3 protein-coding genes are annotated in these 2,112 nt (G+C 40.0%); 1 reads left to right on the top strand and 2 read right to left on the bottom strand.

All coding sequences use genetic code 11. The annotated features are described in order from the left end of the window. Positions 1 to 240: 240 nt before the first annotated feature. Both F6K52_RS35680 and F6K52_RS35675 read right to left on the bottom strand, forming a co-directional pair. Positions 241 to 468: a hypothetical protein gene (locus F6K52_RS35680; protein WP_293089839.1), complete on the bottom strand. Its 228-nt coding sequence runs from the start codon at positions 466 to 468 to the stop codon at positions 241 to 243. A gap of 18 nt (positions 469 to 486) precedes the next feature. Continuing rightward, entirely contained in the window at positions 487 to 720 is a 234-nt protein-coding gene (locus F6K52_RS35675) for a hypothetical protein (RefSeq protein WP_293089837.1), read from the bottom strand. Between the two features lie 318 nt (positions 721 to 1,038). On the opposite strand from F6K52_RS35675, the gene F6K52_RS35670 reads away from it, so the two are divergent. Further along, the gene (locus F6K52_RS35670) at positions 1,039 to 1,893 is read left to right on the top strand and encodes an Rpn family recombination-promoting nuclease/putative transposase (protein ID WP_293089835.1); all 855 of its coding nucleotides are present in this window, start codon (positions 1,039 to 1,041) and stop codon (positions 1,891 to 1,893) included. Positions 1,894 to 2,112 lie beyond the last annotated feature (219 nt).

Genomic DNA, 2,112 nt, shown 5'->3' with positions numbered 1-2,112 from the left:
GGGTGTTGGGAGGAGCTAGCCCTTGCGCAAGTCAAAAGTTAGAAGTCAGAACTCAAAAGTAAGCTAGGACTAGGTTTAAGAGTTTAGAAATGTCCTAATCTTAATGCGTAGTGCTATACCAATAAAAAAAAATCGGTCAAGTTGTGGTTAACCCCAATGCTTGACCGATTTCTATTGTATAAGCCACCACAAATACAGCGGAGCTCAAATCTAGATACTGTTGATCAACGAATACATTCCTCAGTGGTCAGCTTTGTGGCACAGGCTTCCAGCCTGTGACCTAACCCATAAGCTGATAGGTGATAGCTGATAGCTGATAGCTGATAGCTTCAAAATAACCTCCACAATTCCTGGTCGCCAGGGCATCAAAACCCTGTCTTGATGCAGTCGCTCATGGGGAGGGGCTGTGTGCGGAACCTGCGTCCGCACCTTGTAAGCCCCGTGGAAACCCCCAAGACCGCGCTGCATCGCTGGCAAAATCCTATCCTAGTCTACATAAAAATATCGAATCAAAAACGTCATAACCTCACCAGTATTTTCAGTAGGTTCTGGAGTGCTCCACTCGTCGGGATAGGCGTATTTCAGGCCATAGATGGCATTAATTGTATTCCGAACTTGTTCAGGAGAACCGATCAAAACGTACTTGACTTTATTAGGCTTACGACCAGGGTTTTGAGGGTTTTGATTGTCATCGGAGTTAGGCGGAATGTTTTTAGTCATGATCAACAGTAGTTTGAAATGCTGTACATTATTAATATATAAATAAATTAATTAAATGTCAAGGGGTTTAGGAATTTTTTTTTATTACGAAATAAAGAGTTGCTATAATAGTAAATAGGGTTATAAATAAGAGAGTAATGTGGTTATTATTGCGATCAAAATTACTGTAAAATTGTGGAAAATTTATTAGATTTTTTGCCTAATTAAAAAAGCGATATATCCGACTCCAGACTCCCTATTCTCTGTTCCCTGTTCCCTGTTCTCTATTCCCTATTCCCTGCTCCCTGCTCCCTGCTCCCTATATAAACCTGTAAAACCATGAGATTCATCAGCCCGAAAACTGACTTTGCTTTCAAGAAAATATTTGGCTCAGATCAGAGTAAAGATATTCTAATTTCCTTCCTCAATGCCATGATATACTCCGGTAAGTCAGTCATCCAGGATTTAGAAATTATTGATCCCTATAGCGCAGGGGATGTAGTAGATTTAAAAGACACTTATCTGGATGTTAAGGCAGTATTAGAAGATAAAACGACTGTCATCATTGAGATGCAACTCTGGAATGTGGAGGCTTTCGAGAAGCGAGTGGTGTATAACTTGTGTAAAACCTATGGAAATCAACTTAAATCGGGACAGGGATATTTCGATCTCAATCCGGTCATTGCTTTAACCATCACGGATTTTAAGTTATTCCCCTCAACCGAGAAAGTCATTAGCTGTTTTTACTTTCAAGAGGAAGAAGACCACTTGCCTTATCAGGAGAACGAGTTAAAGCTAGTGTTTGTGGAACTACCCAAATTTACTAAGCAACTGGAAGAGTTGGAAAGTGTGATCGATAAGTGGATCTTTTTTATCAAAGAAGCGCCCAACTTAGAAATCATTCCTGACCAGCTCAGGGAAATCCCACAGCTAGAACAAGCCTTAACGATAGCGAATCAAGCGGGGTTGAGTGTCTCAGAAGTGGAAAAACTCCGCAAACAGGAGATGGCCTTGGAGGACGCGCGAGGTGCATGGAGTTTCGCGAAAAGGGAAGGACGAGAACAAGGACGAGAAGAAGGCAGACTTGAAGAAAAACAGCAGATTGCTAAACAGATGAAGGCCGCTGGGTTACCCCTGAATGATATTGCTAAATATACGGGGTTGACTATCGATGAAATCAATCAGTTGTCCTAAGATAGTAATAAAAAATTGAAAGTCTGGAGAAAAGTCCGTGGCACAGGCTTCTAGCCTGTGACCTAACCCATAAGCTGATAACTGATAACTGATATAGCAACCCTAAATAGCTTGTAACAGATATAATATAAATATTAATTTTATTATACAAAAATAAAAAATATGAATATTATAGATGAATTATCAAATTTTATTAATCAAACTATAGAGCCCAAAGAA

It is taken from the genome of Moorena sp. SIO3H5 (assembly GCF_010692395.1).
Classification (GTDB): domain Bacteria; phylum Cyanobacteriota; class Cyanobacteriia; order Cyanobacteriales; family Coleofasciculaceae; genus Moorena.
Note: the sequence above shows the minus strand (reverse complement) of the source record. Positions and strands in the feature narration are given on the sequence as shown.

What these genes read in the sequence shown, in the direction of transcription:
- F6K52_RS35670 (WP_293089835.1), top strand. Translation starts at nt 1,039, where the DNA reads ATGAGATTCATCAGCCCGAAAACTGACTTTGCTTTCAAGAAAATATTT.
- F6K52_RS35680 (WP_293089839.1), bottom strand. Translation starts at nt 468, where the DNA reads ATGCAGCGCGGTCTTGGGGGTTTCCACGGGGCTTACAAGGTGCGGACG.
- F6K52_RS35675 (WP_293089837.1), bottom strand. Translation starts at nt 720, where the DNA reads ATGACTAAAAACATTCCGCCTAACTCCGATGACAATCAAAACCCTCAA.